Origin of the sequence: Streptomyces sp. NPDC026673, assembly GCF_040638135.1 — a bacterium.
Taxonomy (GTDB): Bacteria; Actinomycetota; Actinomycetes; order Streptomycetales; family Streptomycetaceae; genus Actinacidiphila.
The window spans coordinates 1-17830 of sequence record NZ_JBEZXR010000117.1; the positions used below are offsets into that span (position 1 = coordinate 1).

Here is a 17830-nt window from a genome sequence, read left to right on the forward strand (position 1 = left end):
TTGCCCGGCGCGGTCAGTGACCGCGCCGCTGCGTGTGTGGGTGGGCCGGGTGCGGGGCCTCCGGGGCTGGGCATTCTGGACGCATATTTACGTGCATGGCGGGCGGTCCATGTCGGTGCCGTCTGTGCCGCACACAAATACGCCCAGTGTCCAGAACGCCCACCCCTACGACCCCGCCCCCTCCCTCTCGTAGCGCGCCTGATCGCCGGAGGGGGGTCAAAGGGCGGTCCGGGGCTGGCGCATGTGCCCAACTCACCCCGACTGGGTCAGGCGCCTCACGGGGGCATCCCTCAGCGGTAGCTCGGGGACGCAGGGGGTGCGGAGGCAGTTCGGGGTCGCCGCAAGCACCCAGCTCACCCCCCACCGGGTCAGGCGCCTCACGGGGCTACCGCCCAGCGGTAGCTCGGGGACGCAGGGGGTGAGAAAGCGGTTCGGGGTCGCCGCGAGTGCCTTACTGACCCCCCACCGGCCGTCGTGCGCCCACACGACCGGAGGGGGTGTGGCGGGGTGCGCCCGGAAACGACGAGCGGCAGACCCGGCGCGGAATGACGTTGGCGTAAACCGCGAGCGTTGAGGACGTGCGCCGGCGCGGCACCGACCCCACGCCAACAGTGCGCAGGCCCGCACCGACCGCGCCGGGCAATCGGGCGGGAGGGCGGGGGAGAAACCCCGACATCAACCACAGCGGCGCCGCACACGAACACCGGGCCCGCACCCGACGACCCCGCCACGCATCGCGCACACGCGCACACCCACCGTGAGAACCCCCGCCCCCCTCGCCACGGCAGTTGTCCGTGATCGCCCGATCGACCATGATGATCTTTCCTCGTGCCCCATGGCAGGGGAAACGGCCGGTGAACGGAGCCTTCCGGGAATCCGATAACCTCTGCCGACACGGCCCCCGCGCGGCGCGTCGCACCCGTGGTGGCGGCGTCCCCAGCGGGCGCCGAGCACACCCCACGTCCAGGGAGATGAGTCCTTCTGTCGACCGCCATCCTCATCGGTCCGCCGGTCGCGATGTCGCCGATCGAGGGCGACCTGCGCGACCTCGGCTTCGAGGTCGTCGCCGCGGAAGACGCCGCCTCGCTCGCCGAGCGGCTCCACGCCGTCCCCGCCGCCGAGCGCGTCGCCGTGGTCGACCGGCGCTTCGTCGGGCACGTCCACGCGCTGCGGCTCGGGCTGACCGACCCCCGCTTCGACGTCTCCGCGGTACCCGGTGCCGTCTCGGTGCGTCCCGCCGCCCGGTCCGCGCTGGTGCGGGCCCTCGCGGCCGCGGGGGACGGGCGGGACCGCGAGGAGGGCCTCGCCGACCTGCTCGCCGAAGTCCTGGACAAGGACGGCGTCGCCGTTCACCGGCCCAACCTCGACGTGCTCGTCGCGACCGTCCCCGTCGACGCCGCCGGACGTGAGCACGCCGAGGCCGCCGTCGCCGCCGTCGACGACGAGGCGGTGCGGCTGCGCACCGCCGTGAAGTCCCGCGACGGCTTCTTCACCACCTACTTCGTCAGCCCCTACTCCCGCTACATCGCGCGCTGGTGCGCCCGCCGCGGACTCACCCCCAACCAGGTCACCACCGCGTCCCTGCTGGTGGCTCTCGGCGCGGCCGCCTGCGCGGCCACCGGCACCCGCCCCGGCTTCATCGCCGCCGGCGTGCTGCTGCTCGCCTCCTTCGTGCTGGACTGCACCGACGGCCAGCTGGCCCGCTACTCGCTGCAGTACTCCACGCTCGGAGCCTGGCTGGACGCCACCTTCGACCGCGCCAAGGAGTACGCGTACTACGCGGGCCTGGCGCTCGGCGCGGCGCGCGGGGGCGACGACGTATGGGCCCTGGCCCTCGGTGCGATGGCGCTGCAGACCTGCCGCCACGTCGTGGACTTCTCCTACGCGGAGACCGTCCGCGACGCGCAGGACGGGGCCGCCGCCGGGGCGCTGTCCCAGCGACTCGACCGCGTCGGCTGGACGGTCTGGCTGCGCCGCATGATCGTGCTGCCCATCGGCGAGCGCTGGGCGCTGATCGCGGTGCTGACCGCGGCGACCACGCCGCGCATCACCTTCACCGTGCTGATCGCCGGCTGCGCGTTCGCCGCCTGCTACACCATGGCCGGCCGGGTGCTGCGTTCGCTCCGGCACCGGGCACCCGCCGGTGAGGGCTCCGCCCGGGCGCTGGCCCAGCTCGCCGACACCGGACCGGTCGCCGAGGGCCTCGCGCGCCTCTTCCGGGGCCGCGGCCTCCCGGTGGCCGCGCTGCTGGGCGCCGCCGTGATGATTGCCACGTCGCTCCTCGCCCCGGTGGGCAGCCCGTGGCCGCTCGTCGCCGCCGGCTGCTACGCCCTGACGTCCGCACTGGCCGTCGCGGGCCCGCTCAAGGGAGCCCTCGACTGGCTCGTGCCGCCGGTCTTCCGCGCGGCCGAGTACGGAACCATCCTGGTGCTCGCGGCGGTCTCCGATGTGAACGGAGCGTTGCCCGCGGCTTTCGGGCTGGTGGCCGCGGTCGCCTACCATCACTACGACACGGTGTACCGCATCCGCGGCGGGACCGGGGCGCCCCCGCGGGCCCTGGTACGCGCGACGGGCGGTCACGAAGGCCGGGCACTGCTGGTCACCGCGGCGGCCGCGGCCCTGGCGCACAACACGGGTTTCACGGTCGCGCTGACGGTCCTCGCCGTCGCGCTGGCGGTGGTGGTGCTCACCGAGAGCATCGGGTTCTGGGTGTCATCACAAGCACCCGCTGTACACGACGAAACTGGAGGACCTGCATGATCGGCCTCGTGCTGGCGGCCGGCGCCGGACGGCGACTGCGCCCCTACACCGACACTCTGCCGAAGGCCCTGGTGCCCGTGGACCCGGCGGGTGAGGGAACCACGACCGTGCTGGACCTCACGCTGGGCAACTTCGCCGAGGTCGGCCTGACCGAGGCCGCCATCGTCGTCGGCTACCGCAAGGAGGCCGTGTACGAGCGGCAGGCCGCGCTGGAGGCGAAGTACGGCCTGAAGCTGCACCTCGTCGAGAACGACAAGGCCGAGGAGTGGAACAACGCCTACTCCCTGTGGTGCGCCCGTGACGTCATCAAGGAAGGCGTCATCCTCGCCAACGGCGACACCGTGCACCCGGTCTCCGTCGAGCAGACGCTGCTCGCCGCCCGGGGCAACGGGCAGCGGATAATCCTCGCCCTCGACACGGTGAAGCAGCTCGCCGACGAGGAGATGAAGGTCATCACCGCCGAGGGCAAGGGCGTCCAGCGGATCACCAAGCTCATGGACCCGGCCTCCGCCACCGGCGAGTACATCGGCGTCACCCTCATCGAGGGCGAGGCGGGCGCCGACCTCGCCGACGCTCTGAAGGCCACCTACGAGCGCGACCCGCAGCTCTACTACGAGGACGGCTACCAGGAGCTGGTCAACCGCGGCTTCCAGGTCGACGTCGCCCCCATCGGCCAGGTGTCCTGGGTCGAGATCGACAACCACGACGACCTGAACCGCGCCCGGGAGATCGCGTGCCAGTACTGACGAGGCTCATCCCCTCGCCGGTCGTCGTCGACATCCGTGCCGGAGCACTGGAGGACCTGGCGGGCCTGCTGGCCGACCAGCGCATCTCCAGCTCCGGCAGGCTGGCCATCGCGATAAGCGGTGGCTCGGGGACCGTGCTGCGCGAGCGGCTCGCCCAGGCGCTGCCGGGTGCCGACTGGTACGAGGTGGCCGGGGGATCCATCGACGGCGCCGTGAAGCTGGCCGACGCCATGCGAGGCAACCGCTACGACGCGGTCGTCGGACTCGGCGGCGGCAAGATCATCGACGCGGCCAAGTACGCCGCCGCGCGGGTCGGGCTGCCGCTGGTGGCGGTGGCGACCAACCTGTCGCACGACGGCATCTGCTCGCCGGTGTCCACCCTGGACAACGACAACGGCCGTGGCTCCTACGGTGTGCCGACTCCGATCGGGCTGGTCATCGACCTCGACGTGATCCGCGAGGCCCCGGTTCGCTACGTGCGGTCCGGCATCGGCGACGCCCTGTCCAACATCTCGGCGATCGCGGACTGGGAGCTGTCCCACCGCGAGACCGGCGAGCCGATCGACGGACTGGCCGCCGCCATGGCGCGCACGGCCGGCGAGTCGGTGCTGCGGCACCCCGGCGGCACGGGCGACGACGAGTTCCTGACCGTGCTGTCCGAGGCGCTGGTTCTCACCGGCATCGCGATGTCGATCAGCGGCGACAGCCGTCCCGCCTCCGGGGCGTGCCACGAGATCAGCCACGCGATCGACCTGCTGTACCCCAAGCGGGCCGCCGCCCACGGCGAGCAGGTCGGCATCGGTGCCGCCTTCGCGATGTTCCTGCGCGGCGCCCCGGACGAGGCCGGGCTCTTCGCCGAGGTGCTGAACCGCCACGGCCTGCCCACCACTCCGGGTGAAATCGGCTTCACCGAGGCCGAGTTCGTCAAGGCCGTCGAATACGCTCCGCAGACCCGCCCCGGGCGCTACACGATTCTGGAGCACCTGGAGCTGTCCACCGACCAGATCAGGGACGCATACGCCGACTATGCCAAAACCATCGGTAGCTGAGCTGCGGCCGGTCGTTCACCCCGCGGGGCTGAAGGACCGGCGCAGCGGTGAGCACTGGGCCGGCCGCATCTACATGCGGGAGATCTCGCTGCGTTGGACGAGGCATCTCGTCAACAGCCGCGTGACGCCCAACCAGCTCACGTACCTCATGATCGTCGCGGGTATCGCGGCCGGGGCGGCACTGCTCGTGCCCGGCCTCGCCGGTGCCGTGGCGGGCGCGCTGCTGATCCAGCTGTACCTGCTGCTGGACTGCGTGGACGGCGAGGTCGCCCGCTGGCGCAAGCAGACCTCGATCACCGGCGTCTACCTCGACCGGGTGGGGCACTACCTGTCCGAGGCGGCGCTGCTGGTCGGCTTCGGGCTGCGGGCCGCCGACCTCTTCCACCGCGACGGCGCCACCACCCAGTGGGGCTGGGCGTTCCTCGGGACGCTGGCCGCACTCGGCGCGATCCTGATCAAGGCCGAGACGGACCTGGTCGACGTGGCCCGCTCCCGCAGCGGTCTGTCCGCCGTCCAGGACGAGGCCTCCGTGCCCCGCTCCTCCGGACTGGCGCTGGCCCGCAAGGCCGCCGCCGCGCTGAAGTTCCACCGGCTGGTGGGCGGCGTGGAGGCATCGCTGCTGATCCTGGTGGCCGGTGTCGCGGACTTCGTCCACGGCGACCTGCTCTTCACCCGCATCGCCGTCTGCGTCCTGGCCGCCATCGCCGTGCTGCAGACGCTGCTGCACCTGGTCTCGATCCTCGCGTCGAGCAGGCTGAGGTGAGCGCCGTGGGGACGTCGGCCGGAACGATCCGCGTCGGTGCGGTGATCATCACCATGGGCAACCGCCCCGAGGAACTGCGCGACCTGCTGGACTCGGTCGCCAAGCAGCGCGGTCCGGCGGTCGAGATCGCCGTCGTCGGCAACGGCTCGCCGCTGCCCGAGCTGCCGTCCGGCGTGCGGACCGTCGAGCTGCCCGAGAACCTGGGCATCCCCGGTGGCCGCAATGTCGGCATCGAGGCCTTCGGCCCCGGCGGCAGCGAGGTCGACGTCCTGCTCTTCCTGGACGACGACGGGCTGCTGCCGAACGAGGACACCGCCGAGCTGGTCCGCGAGGCCTTCGCGGCGGATCCCCGGCTCGGCATCGTCAGCTTCCGCATCGCCGACCCGGAGTCCGGGATCACCCAGCGCCGCCACGTCCCCCGGCTGCGGGCCTCCGACCCGATGCGCTCCTCGCGCGTCACGACGTTCCTGGGCGGCGCCAACGCGGTGCGCACGGCGGTGTTCCAGGAGGTCGGCGGCCTGCCCGACGAGTTCTTCTACGCCCACGAGGAGACCGACCTCGCCTGGCGGGCCCTCGACGCGGGCTGGATGATCGACTACCGCGCGGACATGGTGCTTTTGCACCCGCTGACCGCTCCCAGCAGGCACGCGGTCTACCACCGCATGGTGGCCCGCAACCGTGTGTGGCTGGCCCGCCGGAACCTGCCCTGGCCCCTGGTGCCGGTCTACCTGGGCGTGTGGATGCTGCTGACCCTGCTGCGCCGGCCCTCGGGTCCCGCGCTGAAGGCGTGGTTCGGCGGATTCAAGGAAGGCTGGACGTCGTCGAGCGGCCCGCGCCGGCCGATGCGGTGGCGGACCGTGTGGAGACTGGCCCGACTGGGCCGGCCCCCGATCATCTGACAAGCTCGGACGAGAGTGCACCCCGCGCAACGGGCCCGGTCCCGTGGCGCGTCCAGAGGATGAAAGTGTCAACTGTGAGCGAGACAACGCACGACGGTGCGGTCGCCGTGGGCCGGGTGCCCGCGGCGGCCGGCGGCCGCACGCCGTCCCAGCTGGCGGCCGAGTACGGTCTGACCGTCAGCGGCGCCCGGCCGGGCCTCGTCGAGTACGTGCGGCAGCTGTGGAACCGCCGTCACTTCATTTCGGCGTTCGCCCGGGCCCGCGCGTCGGCGCAGTACACCCAGGCGCGGCTGGGCCAGCTGTGGCAGGTGCTGACGCCGCTGCTCAACGCGGCCGTCTACTACTTCATCTTCGGTCTGCTGCTGGGCACCGACCGCGGTGTGGACAACTACATCGCGTTCCTGGTCACGGGTGTCTTCATCTTCACCTTCACCCAGTCCTCCGTGCTCTCCGGCGTGCGCGCGATCGCCGGCAACCTCGGTCTGATCCGGGCGCTGCACTTCCCGCGGGCGAGTCTGCCGATCGCGTTCACGCTGGTGCAGCTCCAGCAGTTGCTGATGTCGATGCTGGTACTGCTGTCGATCGTGCTGATGACCGGGGAGGTCCCCGGTCCGTCGTGGCTGCTGGCGGTGCCGGCGCTGGTGCTGCAGTCGGTGTTCAACGCGGGGCTGGCGCTGGTGATGGCGCGGCTGGGCAGCAAGATGACGGACCTCGCTCAGTTGATGCCGTTCATCCTGCGGACCTGGATGTACGCCTCGGGTGTCATGTACAGCATCAGCCACTTCGCGGCGAGCGCGCCGACCGCCGTCAAGGTCCTCCTCGACCTGAACCCGGCGGCGGTCTACATCGACCTGATGCGCTTCGCACTGATCGACAGTTTCACCTCCGCGCAGCTCCCGCCCCATGTGTGGGCGATCGCCCTGGGCTGGGCCCTGGTCATGGGCGTCGGGGGCTTCGTGTACTTCTGGAAGGCTGAGGAGAGGTACGGCCGTGGCTGAGCACGACGGCGCCGCCGCGGGCGGCGAGCGCATTCCCACGGTGATCGTGGACGACCTGCACATCGTGTACCGGGTACACGGCGCGGGCACGGGCAAGGGCAGTGCCGTCAGCGCCCTGACCCGTCTGGTCACCCGGAGGGGCAACCCGAACGTCCGCAAGGTGCACGCCGTGCGCGGCGTCAGCTTCACCGCCTACCGCGGCGAGGCGATCGGCCTGATCGGCTCCAACGGCTCGGGCAAGTCCACCATGCTGCGCGCCATCGCGGGCCTGCTGCCCGCGGAGAGCGGCCGGGTCTTCACCGAGGGCCAGCCCTCGCTGCTCGGTGTGAACGCCGCCCTGATGAACGACCTGACCGGCGAGCGCAATGTCATCCTCGGCGGCCTCGCCATGGGCATGTCGCAGGAGCAGGTCAGGGAGCGCTACCAGGAGATCGTGGACTTCTCCGGGATCAACGAGAAGGGCGACTTCATCTCCCTCCCGATGCGCACCTACTCCTCCGGCATGGCGGCCCGGCTGCGCTTCTCGATCGCCGCGGCCAAGAGCCACGACGTGCTGATGATCGACGAGGCGCTCGCCACCGGTGACCGCTCGTTCCAGAAGCGCTCGGAGGCGCGCATCCGCGAGCTGCGCAAGGAGGCCGGCACGGTCTTCCTGGTCAGCCACAACAACAAGTCGATCCGCGACACCTGCGACCGCGTGCTGTGGCTGGAGAAGGGCGAGCTGCGCATGGACGGTCCGACCGACGTCGTGCTGAAGGCGTACGAAGAGTTCACGGCGAAGTGATCCCGCCCGCCGGCCCGCGCCCCTGATCGCCGCGCGGGCCGGACGTGCGTTCACCGTCCGTCCTCTCCCCGCCGTGCGTCCCGCGGCCTCACCGCCCTGATGTTCCGCCCGATTTCCGCGTTCCCGCCGGTCGTTCCCCGCTGCTCCCGCCCGGGCTTCGGCGGCTGCCGCATTTCCGCACCCGATTCCCTCGGGCCGGGTCCGGTCGCGTCCGCGGGCGAATACGCCAAGTGGGTGGGCGCTCACCCGGCGCATTCGCGCCGCGCGGACTCCGGGGCGAATGGGGCTGATGATTTTCCCGGGATTTTGCGAGGCGCCGGGGACGAGGACCCTCTGTTCGCGCGTTGCTGCTTTCGGATCGACATCGTTCCGCCCCCCGGCGCACGCCGGAGCGGGTTCGCGCCGTAAGCTGTAGCGGTACTCAATCGCCGGATCTCGGGCGATACGTCCGGAGAGTCGGTTCGAGTGCTCGGACGGCCCGGAGCAGGAATTATAGGAGCGGCGTGTCCGAAATTGGGTGTAATGCGCTATCGGTGTAGAACGGGGGATGTGACGGCAATGGCTCTGTGGACCCCTGGGGAGAAAGCGCCCACCGCCCGCACGCCGGGACGTTCACGGTGACCGGTCTCAAGCCCCAGGCGCGGGCGAGCACGGCGCCGGATGCCCCTTCACGTGCCGTTCTCGACAAGGCGGCCCGCGAGAACTTCCCCGTCGCACCCTTCTTCGTCCCCCGCTCCTGGCGTGCCGACCTCATGGCGGTCTACGGCTTCGCCCGGCTCGTCGACGACATCGGCGACGGCGACCTGGCCGACGGGGGCCGCGTCGACGCCGTACGGCTCGGTCTTCCCGCCGAGGCGGCCGGCGACCGCACCGCGATGCTGGACGCGTTCGAGGCCGATCTGCGCCGGGTCTTCGACGCGGGCCCCGACGACATCCGTCACCCGCTGCTCCGCGCCCTGCAGCCCACCGTCCGCCGGCACGGGCTCACCCCCGAACCCTTCCTCGGCCTGATCGAGGCCAACCGGCAGGACCAGGTCGTACGTCGCTACGCCACGTACGACGACCTCCTCGCCTACTGCGAGCTGTCGGCGAACCCGGTCGGCCGGCTCGTCCTCGGCATCACCGGCACCGCCACCCCCGAGCGGATCCGCCGTTCGGACGCGATCTGCACGGCGCTGCAGATCATCGAGCACCTCCAGGACGTGGCCGAGGATCTCGGCCGCGACCGCATCTACCTGCCCGCCGAGGACATGAAGCGCTTCGGCGTCACCGAAACCGATCTCACCGCCGCTACCGCGGGCGCACAGGTGCGCGCACTGGTCGCGTACGAAGCGGAACGCGCCCGAGACCTCCTGAATGAAGGCACCCCGTTGGTGGGTAGCGTCCACGGCAGGCTCAGGCTGTTGCTCGCCGGGTTCGCCGGAGGAGGCCGCGCCGCCCTGCGGGCGATCGCGGACGCGGGCTACGACGTGCTGCCGGGGCCGCCGAAGGCCGGCAGGTTCAGCCTGCTGCGCGAGGTGGGGTCGACATTGCGAAGAGAGGGGTGAGCCGGACTGTGAACGGCTCCGATCGCATGTCAGGGCCGGTGCTCGCGGCGTATCGCTATTGCGAGGTCGTGACCGGCCACGAGGCCCGCAACTTCGCCTACGGCATCCGGCTGCTGCCCACCCCCAAGCGGCAGGCCATGTCCGCCCTCTACGCCCTCTCACGACGGGTGGACGACATCGGTGACGGCGACCTCGACCTCGCCGAGAAGCAGCTCCGGCTGGACGACACCCGTGCCCTGCTCGCCCGGATCCAGGAGGGCGCGGTCGCCGAGGACGACACGGACCCGGTGGCCGTCGCACTCGCCGACGCCGCGCGCCGCTTCCCGCTCCCGCTCGGCGGGCTCGACGAGCTCATCGACGGCGTGCAGATGGACCTGCGCGGCGACACCTACGAGACCTGGGAAGACCTCGCCTCCTACTGCCGGTGCGTCGCCGGGGCCATCGGCCGGCTCTCGCTCGGCGTCTTCGGCACCCTGCCCGGGGCGCCCGACCGGGAGCGCGCCGCGGAGTACGCCGACACCCTCGGCCTCGCCCTGCAACTCACCAACATCCTGCGGGACCTGCGCGAGGACGCCGCCAACGGCCGGACCTACCTGCCGGCCGAGGACCTCGCGAAGTTCGGCTGTTCGGCCGGATTCCACACGGACACCCCGCCGGCCGGGTCGGACTTCGCGGGCCTGGTCGAGTTCGAGGTGAAGCGGGCCCGCGCCCTGTTCGCCGAGGGCTACCGGCTGCTGCCCATGCTCGACCGCCGCAGCGGCGCCTGCGTCTCCGCGATGGCCGGCATCTACCGCCGGCTCCTGGAGCGGATCGCCGCCGACCCCGAGGCCGTGCTCCGCGGGCGGGTCTCGCTGCCCGGCCACCAGAAGGCGTACGTCGCGGCGCGCGGCCTCGCCGGTCTCGACGCCCGACGTGCCGCCAGGAGGCGCGCGTGACCCCCGCCCCACCGGCCGCGGGCCTCTTCCCCCGCACCGGCGAAAACCGTGCAAACGGCACGGGAGCGGCAGCGTCGCGGAAAACCGCCGTTTTCCGCCGCCGTGAGGCAACCGCCACCGTGCCGGAGGCGTCACAGTCGGCAACGGTGCGCCGTGCCGAGCGCGGCGGCACCCGGGGGAGGACGCATGGCTGAGCGCACGGCCGTCGTGATCGGCGGCGGGCTCGCGGGTACGACGGCGGCACTGGCACTGGCCGACGCCGGGCTCCGCGTCACCCTGCTCGAGGCCCGTCCCCGGCTCGGCGGACTCGCCTTCTCCTTCCGGCGCGGCGCCCTGACCGTCGACAACGGCCAGCACGTCTTCCTGCGCTGCTGCGCCGCCTACCTCCGCTTCCTGGACCGGATCGACGCGTCCGACCTCGTCACCCTCCAGCGCCGGCTGGACGTCCCGGTGCTCGACGTCGCGGCCCCGCGACCCCGGCTCGGCCGGCTGCGCCGCTCGGCGCTGCCCGTGCCGCTGCACCTGGCCGCCAGCCTGGCCACCTACCCGCACCTGTCGCTCGCCGAACGGGCCTCCGTCGGACGGGCCGCGCTCGCGCTGCGCTCGCTCGACCCCGCCGACCCGGCGCTGGACGCGGTCGACTTCGGCAGTTGGCTGCGTGAGCACGGCCAGTCGGCCCGCACCGTCGAGGCGCTGTGGGACCTGGTCGGGATCGCGACGCTCAACGCCACCGCCGACGAGGCGTCACTCGGCCTGGCCGCCATGGTCTTCAAGACCGGACTGCTTTCCGACCCCGGCGCCGCCGACATCGGCTGGGCCGCCCGGCCGCTCGGCGAACTGCACGACGAGCGTGCCCGCACCGCCCTGGACAAGGCCGGCGTACGCACCCTGCTGCGCGCCCGGGCCACCTCGCTCACCCGCACGGACGCGCCCGAGCCGGTACGGTCCGCGGCGAGCGTTCCCGGGGCCGGCGGCCCGGTCTGGGAGGTCGAGGCCGAGACCGGACCCGGCCGCGGCGAGCGCTTCACGGCGGACACCGTCGTGCTGGCCGTACCGCAGCACGAGGCCCACGGGCTCCTCCCGGCCGGCGCGCTCCCGGACCCGGACGCGCTGCTGCGCATCGGCACCGCGCCGATCCTCAACGTCCACGTCGTCTACGACCGCGAAGTCCTGCGGCAGCCCTTCTTCGCGGCCCTGGGCAGCCCCGTGCAGTGGGTCTTCGACCGTACGGAGCACTCCGGGCTCACCGGCGGGGGCCAGTACCTCGCCCTCTCCCAGTCGGCGGCCCAGGAGGAGATCGACCTCCCCGTGGCCGAACTGCGCAAGCGCTACCTGCCGGAGCTGGAGCGGCTGCTGCCGGTCGCGCGTGACGCCGCCGTACTGGACTTCTTCGTCACCAGGGAACGGACCGCGACCTTCGCCCCGATCCCCGGTGTCGGCGCCCTGCGCCCGGGTCCCGCCACCCGCGCGCCGGGTGTCTGGCTCGCCGGCGCATGGACCGCCACCGGCTGGCCCGCGACGATGGAAAGCGCGGTCCGCAGCGGTTTGCAAGCCTCCCGAGCAGCTTTGACCGCCCTCCGCCATCCCTTCGACCCACGTACCTTCGCCATCGAAGGCCTGGAGCCGGTATGAGCATGACCAGTGCAATCAGAGGAGAGAATGTGACCGCTGGCAACGAGCAGATGACCGCGGGCGTCGACAGAGCGACCGTGACCGCGCTGCTGGAGCGCGGCCGCGACCTGTCCACGCCGGTGCTGCGCGCCGCCGTGGACCGCCTCGCACCCCCGATGGACACCGTCGCCGCCTACCACTTCGGATGGATCGACGCGGCGGGCAACCCGACCCACGGCGACAGCGGCAAGGCAGTCCGCCCCGCACTGGCGCTGCTGTCCGCCGAGGCGGCCGGCGCCGCCCCCGAGGTGGGCATCCCGGGCGCGGTCGCCGTGGAGCTGGTGCACAACTTCTCCCTGCTGCACGACGACCTGATGGACGGTGACGAGCAGCGCCGCCACCGCGACACGGTGTGGAAGGTGCACGGTCCCGCCCAGGCCATCCTGGTCGGCGACGCGCTCTTCGCCCTCGCCAACGAGATCCTGCTGGAGCAGGGCACCGTCGAGGCCGGCCGCGCCACCCGCCGGCTCACCATCGCCACCCGCAAGCTGATCGACGGTCAGGCCCAGGACATCTCCTTCGAGCACCGCGAGCGGGTCACCGTCGAGGAGTGCCTGGAGATGGAGGGCAACAAGACCGGTGCCCTCCTCGCCTGCGCCAGCTCCATCGGCGCGGTACTCGGCGGCGCCTCCGAGGCCGACGCCGACGCCCTGGAGGAGTACGGCTACCACCTGGGACTGGCCTTCCAGGCCGTGGACGACCTGCTGGGCATCTGGGGCGACCCGGCCGCCACCGGCAAGCAGACCTGGAGCGACCTGCGCCAGCGCAAGAAGTCCCTCCCGGTGGTGGCGGCGCTGGCCGCTGGCGGAGCCGCCTCGCGGCGCCTCGCCGAGCTGCTGGCAGCGGATGCGAAGGCCGCGGATTCGTCGGACCGTAATGACATCGAGTCCTTCGACGAGGAAGAGTTCGCGACGAGGGCGGCGTTGATCGAGGAAGCCGGCGGCCGGGAGTGGACCTCCCGGGAGGCCCGCCGGCAGTACGCCACCGCGATCGCCGCGCTCGACAAAATGGACATGCCGGGAGAAGTTCACCGTAAGCTCGTGGGCCTGGCGGATTTCGTGGTGGTTCGCGAGAAGTAGGGACACAACTGGAGCGCAGTACGTCGCCGGCCGGGCGCGCGTGACGGCCGACGGCAGCCCCAACACCGCAGACAGAACGACTGTGCAAAGGGGAAGCCATGACAGCGACGACCGACGGCGGTCCCGGGGGCGAGGCGGCCCGCGGGACACCCTCGGCCAGAACGAAGACCTCGGGCTCGATCCCGGAACCGGCGTCAGGTCCCGGGACCGGCGGCCGCACCGGCCGGACCGAGGAGCTCGCGGCCGAGGCCGCGCGCCGGGCCACCGGCCACCTGCTGGAGCGTCAGCATCCCGACGGCTGGTGGAAGGGCGACCTCGAGACCAACGTGACGATGGACGCCGAGGACCTGCTGCTCCGTCAGTTCCTCGGCATCCAGGACGAACGCGTCACCGCGGCCGCCGCACGGTGGATCAGGTCCCAGCAGCGCGACGACGGCGCCTGGTCCACCTTCCACGGCGGACCGGGCGACCTCTCCGCCACCGTCGAGGCCTATGTCGCCCTGCGGCTCGCCGGAGACGCCCCCGACGCGCCGTGGATGGTCTCCGCGTCGGCCTTCGTCCGCGAGCAGGGCGGCATCGCGCGGTGCCGGGTCTTCACCCGCATCTGGCTCGCGTTGTTCGGCTGGTGGCGCTGGGAGGACCTGCCGGAACTGCCGCCCGAGCTCATCTACCTGCCCAAGTGGGTCCCGCTCAACATCTACTCCTTCGCCAGCTGGGCCCGGCAGACCATCGTGCCGCTGACCATCGTCGGCGCCCACCGGCCCGTACGGCCCGCCTCCTTCACCCTCGACGAGCTGCACACCGACCCCTCCCGGCCCAATCCGCCGGCCCGGCGGGCGCCGCTGTCCAGCTGGGACGGGTTCTTCCAGCGGCTCGACCGGGCCCTGCACGCCTACCGCAAGGTCACCGTGCGCCCGCTGCGCCGCGCCGCGATGCGGTCGGCGGCCCGCTGGATCATCGAACGCCAGGAGAACGACGGCTGCTTCGGCGGCATCCAGCCACCCGCCGTCTACTCCGTCATCGCGCTCCACCTGCTCGGCTACGACCTCGACCACCCCGTGCTGCGCGCGGGGCTGAAGGCACTGGACGAGTTCGCGGTCTGGCCGGACAAGGACACGCGGATGATCGAGGCATGCCAATCCCCGGTCTGGGACACCTGTCTGGCCACCATCGCGCTGGCCGACGCCGGTGTGCCCGCCGACGACCCGGCGCTGGTCAAAGCGGTGGACTGGATGCTGGGGGAGCAGATCACCAAGTCCGGGGACTGGGCCGTGCAACGCCCCGGGCTGCCCTCGGGCGGCTGGGCGTTCGAGTTCCAGAACGACACCTACCCCGACATCGACGACACCGCCGAGGTCGTCCTCGCCCTGATCAGGGTCGACCACCCGGAGCCGGAGCGGGTGAAGGCCTCGGTCGACCGGGGGGTGCGCTGGAACGTCGGGATGCAGTCGAAGAACGGCGCCTGGGGCGCCTTCGACGCCGACAACACCAGCGCCTTCCCCAACCGGCTGCCCTTCTGCGACTTCGGCGAGGTCATCGACCCGCCGTCGGCCGACGTCACGGCCCACGTGGTCGAGATGCTGGCCGCCCTCGGTCTGGAGCACGACCCGCACACCCGGCGCGGGATCGACTGGCTGCTCGCCGAACAGGAGCGCAGCGGCGCCTGGTTCGGCCGCTGGGGGGTCAACTACATCTACGGCACCGGGTCGGTGGTACCGGCCCTGGTCGCGGCCGGCCTGCCGGAGAGCCACCCCGCGATCCGGCGGGCGGTGACCTGGCTGGAGTCCGTGCAGAACGAGGACGGCGGCTGGGGTGAGGACCTGCGCTCGTACTCCTCCGCCGAGTGGATCGGCCGCGGCGAGTCCACCGCCTCCCAGACCGCCTGGGCGCTGCTGGCCCTGCTGGCCGCCGGCGAACGCGACGGCGAGGCCGTACGGCGCGGGGTGCGCTGGCTGGCGGACACCCAGCAGGAGGACGGCTCCTGGGACGAGCCGTACTTCACCGGCACGGGCTTCCCCAGGGACTTCTCCATCAACTATCACCTCTACCGGATGGTCTTCCCGCTCACCGCCCTCGGGCGCTATGTGCACGGCGAGCCGTTCGGCGGGCTACGGAAGGGGGCCTGATGGGGCCGTCCGGCCCACCACTGCTCATCGTCTGCGCGCTGCGGGTGGAACGGTTCGCGCTGCGCGGCGGCGACCGCACGCACGCCGCCGGTCCGGTCACCTTCGTGCGCACGGGCATGGGGCCGCAGGCCGCCGAGCGCGCCGTCACCGCCGCGCTGGCCGACCCCGCCCTCGACGGGGCGGCGGTCCTCACCACCGGCTTCTGCGCCGGTCTGGCTTCCGGAATGCGGCCGGGCGACGTGGTCGTCGCCGACGAGCCGCGTGACGGGGAATCACTCGCCGCCGCCCTCAAGGCGGCGGGGCACACCGTGCACATCGGCCGGCTCGCCGAGTCGGACCATGTCGTACGGGGTCCGGAGCGGGCCGCGCTCCGGGCCACCGGTGCCGTCGCCGTCGACATGGAGTCGGCGGCGATGATGCGGGCCGCGCTCGCCCGGGGTCCACGCCCGGTCGCCGCGGCCCGCGTGGTCGTCGACACGCCCGAGTACGAGCTCGTGCGCGTCGGCACACTCCGCACGGGAATCACCGCGTTCCGCGTGCTGAGGGATCTTGTTCCTGCATTTCTCGACTGGCACCGCTCTAACGCGCTCCCCTGGAGGTGAGCTAGATGGCCATGCCGCTCCGACAGTCCATCAGGGTCGGCACCTACCTCTTCGAACAGAAAATGCTCCGCAGGCGCGAGAAGTTCCCGCTCATCGTCGAACTGGAGCCGCTCTTCGCCTGCAACCTGAAATGCGAGGGCTGCGGCAAGATCCAGCATCCGGCGGGCGTGCTGAAACAGCGCATGCCCGTGGCGCAGGCCGTGGGCGCGGTCCTGGAATCGGGCGCGCCGATGGTGTCGATCGCCGGCGGTGAGCCGCTGATGCACCCTCAGATCGACGAGATCGTCCGGCAGCTGGTGGCGAAGAAGAAGTACGTCTTCCTCTGCACCAACGCCATGCTGCTGCGCAAGAAGATGGACAACTTCACACCCTCGCCCTACTTCGCCTTCGCCGTCCACATCGACGGACTGCGCGAGCGGCACGACGAGTCGGTCGCCAAGGAAGGCGTCTTCGACGAGGCGGTCGAGGCGATCAAGGAGGCGAAGCGGCGCGGTTTCCGGGTCACCACCAATTCGACCTTCTTCAACACGGACACCCCGCAGACCATCATCGAGGTGCTCAACTTCCTCAATGACGACCTGCAGGTCGACGAGATGATGATCTCGCCCGCCTACGCCTACGAGAAGGCGCCGGACCAGGAGCACTTCCTGGGCGTGGAACAGACCCGAGAGCTGTTCAAGAAGGCGTTCTCCGGCGGCAACCGCAAGAAGTGGCGCCTCAACCACAGCCCGCTCTTCCTGGACTTCCTGGAGGGCAAGGTCGATTTCCCCTGCACCGCCTGGGCGATCCCCAACTACTCCCTCTTCGGGTGGCAGCGGCCCTGCTACCTGATGAGCGACGGCTACGTCACCACGTACAAGGAGCTCATCGAGGACACCGACTGGAGCAAGTACGGCCGCGGCAAGGACCCGCGCTGCGCCAACTGCATGGCGCACTGCGGCTACGAACCGACCGCCGTCCTGGCCACGATGACCTCCCTCAAGGAGTCCATCAGGGCCACCCGTGAGACCGTCACCGGCAACCGGGGGAAGTGACCCGGCGATGACAGCTGTCGAGCCCGTTTCGCTCGGCCTGCCCTCCGTGCCGGCCCGGCCACTAGCGGAGCGCCGCCGTTCGCGGCGCATCCGGGTCGGGTCGGTGGCGGTGGGCGGCGACGCCCCCATCTCCGTCCAGTCCATGACGACCACGCTCACCGCCGACGTCAACGCGACCCTGCAGCAGATCGCCGAACTGACCGCCTCCGGCTGCCAGATCGTGCGGGTCGCCTGTCCCTCGCAGGACGACGCGGACGCGCTGCCGCAGATCGCGAGGAAGTCGCAGATCCCGGTGATCGCGGACATCCACTTCCAGCCGAAGTACGTGTTCGCGGCGATCGACGCGGGCTGTGCGGCGGTGCGGGTGAACCCGGGCAACATCCGGCAGTTCGACGACAAGGTGAAGGAGATCGCGAGGGCGGCCTCGGACGCCGGCACGCCGATCCGGATCGGGGTGAACGCCGGGTCGCTGGACAAGCGGCTGCTGGAGAAGTACGGCAAGGCGACGCCCGAGGCGCTGGTGGAGTCGGCGCTGTGGGAGTGCTCGCTGTTCGAGGAGCACGGTTTCCGGGACATCAAGATCTCGGTGAAGCACAACGACCCGGTGGTGATGGTCAACGCCTACCGTCTGCTGGCGGCGCAGTGCGATTACCCGCTGCACCTGGGGGTGACCGAGGCGGGTCCGGCGTTCCAGGGGACGATCAAGTCGGCGGTGGCGTTCGGCGCGCTGCTGAGCGAGGGGATCGGGGACACGATCCGGGTGTCGTTGTCGGCTCCTCCGGCGGAGGAGGTCAAGGTCGGCATCCAGATCCTGGAGTCGCTGAACCTGCGGCAGCG

At 71.6% G+C, this 17830-nt stretch carries 15 protein-coding genes; all 15 read left to right on the forward strand.

Translation table 11 applies throughout. The features are described from left to right. Positions 1-981 precede the first annotated feature (981 nt). A complete protein-coding gene (locus AB0F62_RS40080) occupies positions 982-2760 on the forward strand; it encodes a DUF5941 domain-containing protein (RefSeq protein WP_361811060.1) in 1779 nt (592 codons plus the stop codon). Then, positions 2757-3506, forward strand: a complete 750-nt coding sequence (locus tag AB0F62_RS40085; protein WP_361811034.1) for a phosphocholine cytidylyltransferase family protein — start codon at positions 2757-2759, stop codon at positions 3504-3506. The genes AB0F62_RS40080 and AB0F62_RS40085 overlap by 4 nt, the downstream gene beginning before the upstream one ends. Next, a complete protein-coding gene (locus AB0F62_RS40090; protein WP_361811036.1) occupies positions 3494-4555 on the forward strand; it encodes an iron-containing alcohol dehydrogenase family protein in 1062 nt (353 codons plus the stop codon). Before AB0F62_RS40085 ends, AB0F62_RS40090 begins: the two co-directional genes overlap by 13 nt. Beyond that, positions 4533-5318, forward strand: coding sequence for a CDP-alcohol phosphatidyltransferase family protein (locus tag AB0F62_RS40095; protein ID WP_361811038.1), 786 nt, complete (start codon positions 4533-4535; stop codon positions 5316-5318). The genes AB0F62_RS40090 and AB0F62_RS40095 overlap by 23 nt, the downstream gene beginning before the upstream one ends. Before the next feature lie 53 nt (positions 5319-5371). Next, a complete protein-coding gene (locus tag AB0F62_RS40100; RefSeq protein ID WP_361811062.1) occupies positions 5372-6217 on the forward strand; it encodes a glycosyltransferase in 846 nt (281 codons plus the stop codon). A 74-nt stretch (positions 6218-6291) separates the two neighbouring features. Continuing rightward, complete coding sequence (locus tag AB0F62_RS40105; protein WP_361811040.1) at positions 6292-7215, forward strand: ABC transporter permease; 924 nt, start codon at positions 6292-6294, stop codon at positions 7213-7215. Then, positions 7208-7999, forward strand: coding sequence for an ABC transporter ATP-binding protein (locus AB0F62_RS40110; protein ID WP_361811042.1), 792 nt, complete (start codon positions 7208-7210; stop codon positions 7997-7999). Before AB0F62_RS40105 ends, AB0F62_RS40110 begins: the two co-directional genes overlap by 8 nt. A 617-nt stretch (positions 8000-8616) precedes the next feature. Beyond that, the gene (hpnC, locus tag AB0F62_RS40115) at positions 8617-9546 is read left to right on the forward strand and encodes a squalene synthase HpnC (protein WP_361811044.1); all 930 of its coding nucleotides are present in this window, start codon (positions 8617-8619) and stop codon (positions 9544-9546) included. Beyond that, a complete protein-coding gene (gene hpnD / locus AB0F62_RS40120) occupies positions 9543-10481 on the forward strand; it encodes a presqualene diphosphate synthase HpnD (protein ID WP_361811046.1) in 939 nt (312 codons plus the stop codon). Before hpnC ends, hpnD begins: the two co-directional genes overlap by 4 nt. Positions 10482-10667: 186 nt before the next feature. Next, the gene (hpnE, locus tag AB0F62_RS40125; RefSeq protein ID WP_361811048.1) at positions 10668-12113 is read left to right on the forward strand and encodes a hydroxysqualene dehydroxylase HpnE; all 1446 of its coding nucleotides are present in this window, start codon (positions 10668-10670) and stop codon (positions 12111-12113) included. After that, positions 12110-13231: a polyprenyl synthetase family protein gene (locus AB0F62_RS40130; protein WP_361811050.1), complete on the forward strand. Its 1122-nt coding sequence runs from the start codon at positions 12110-12112 to the stop codon at positions 13229-13231. Before hpnE ends, AB0F62_RS40130 begins: the two co-directional genes overlap by 4 nt. Before the next feature lie 98 nt (positions 13232-13329). Further along, entirely contained in the window at positions 13330-15357 is a 2028-nt protein-coding gene (gene shc, locus AB0F62_RS40135) for a squalene--hopene cyclase (protein ID WP_361811052.1), read from the forward strand. Next, on the forward strand, positions 15357-15959 hold the full coding sequence (locus AB0F62_RS40140; protein WP_361811054.1) for a 1-hydroxy-2-methyl-2-butenyl 4-diphosphate reductase: 603 nt from the start codon (positions 15357-15359) through the stop codon (positions 15957-15959). The genes shc and AB0F62_RS40140 overlap by 1 nt, the downstream gene beginning before the upstream one ends. 5 nt (positions 15960-15964) lie before the next feature. Next, entirely contained in the window at positions 15965-16993 is a 1029-nt protein-coding gene (gene hpnH, locus AB0F62_RS40145) for an adenosyl-hopene transferase HpnH (RefSeq protein WP_361811056.1), read from the forward strand. A gap of 7 nt (positions 16994-17000) precedes the next feature. Beyond that, positions 17001-17830, forward strand: an 830-nt coding sequence (ispG, locus tag AB0F62_RS40150; RefSeq protein WP_361811058.1) for a flavodoxin-dependent (E)-4-hydroxy-3-methylbut-2-enyl-diphosphate synthase, incomplete at its 3' end; no start/stop codon positions are given.

What these genes read in the sequence shown, in the direction of transcription:
- AB0F62_RS40085 (WP_361811034.1), top strand. Translation starts at nt 2,757, where the DNA reads ATGATCGGCCTCGTGCTGGCGGCCGGCGCCGGACGGCGACTGCGCCCC.
- AB0F62_RS40095 (WP_361811038.1), top strand. Translation starts at nt 4,533, where the DNA reads ATGCCAAAACCATCGGTAGCTGAGCTGCGGCCGGTCGTTCACCCCGCG.
- AB0F62_RS40100 (WP_361811062.1), top strand. Translation starts at nt 5,372, where the DNA reads ATGGGCAACCGCCCCGAGGAACTGCGCGACCTGCTGGACTCGGTCGCC.
- hpnE (WP_361811048.1), top strand. Translation starts at nt 10,668, where the DNA reads ATGGCTGAGCGCACGGCCGTCGTGATCGGCGGCGGGCTCGCGGGTACG.
- AB0F62_RS40130 (WP_361811050.1), top strand. Translation starts at nt 12,110, where the DNA reads ATGAGCATGACCAGTGCAATCAGAGGAGAGAATGTGACCGCTGGCAAC.
- shc (WP_361811052.1), top strand. Translation starts at nt 13,330, where the DNA reads ATGACAGCGACGACCGACGGCGGTCCCGGGGGCGAGGCGGCCCGCGGG.
- AB0F62_RS40140 (WP_361811054.1), top strand. Translation starts at nt 15,357, where the DNA reads ATGGGGCCGTCCGGCCCACCACTGCTCATCGTCTGCGCGCTGCGGGTG.
- hpnH (WP_361811056.1), top strand. Translation starts at nt 15,965, where the DNA reads ATGGCCATGCCGCTCCGACAGTCCATCAGGGTCGGCACCTACCTCTTC.